Here is a 394-nt window from a genome sequence, read left to right as displayed (position 1 = left end):
CACACCAGCGAATAGATCGTGCGGTACATGAAGTTGCCGTCGGCGGTGACGCTGCCCAGCGGGAACTCGACGCCGGCATCCTTCAACTTCTGCAGTGTCGCGGTGAATTCCTCCTTGTTTTTCATGCCCATGGGACGGCCGTCGTCGCCGAGCACGCCTGCCTTCTTCAGGAGGACGCGATTGTAGTACAGGACGATTGGATGGGTATCGAGCGGCACCGCATATTGCTTGCCGTCGACCGTCACGGCGCCCATCGTCGTCTGGGCGAAGTCCGAGGCCGAAAGGCCCATCTTGCTCATGTCGTCGGCGGTGATTTCTTCGAGAAGGTCCTGGCTCACCGCCAAGGGGATACGGCTGGCATGATAAGTCATGACGTCCGGCGCCTCACCGACCG

1 protein-coding gene is annotated in these 394 nt (G+C 60.9%); it reads right to left on the bottom strand.

The window, feature by feature from the left end; translation table 11 throughout:
- On the bottom strand, positions 1–394 hold a 394-nt coding region (locus tag ACWTU8_RS33295; protein WP_455851438.1), incomplete at both ends, for an ABC transporter substrate-binding protein.

This window comes from Mesorhizobium sp. BHbdii, from assembly GCF_053848045.1.
This window is presented reverse-complemented; position numbering and strand designations above follow the sequence as displayed.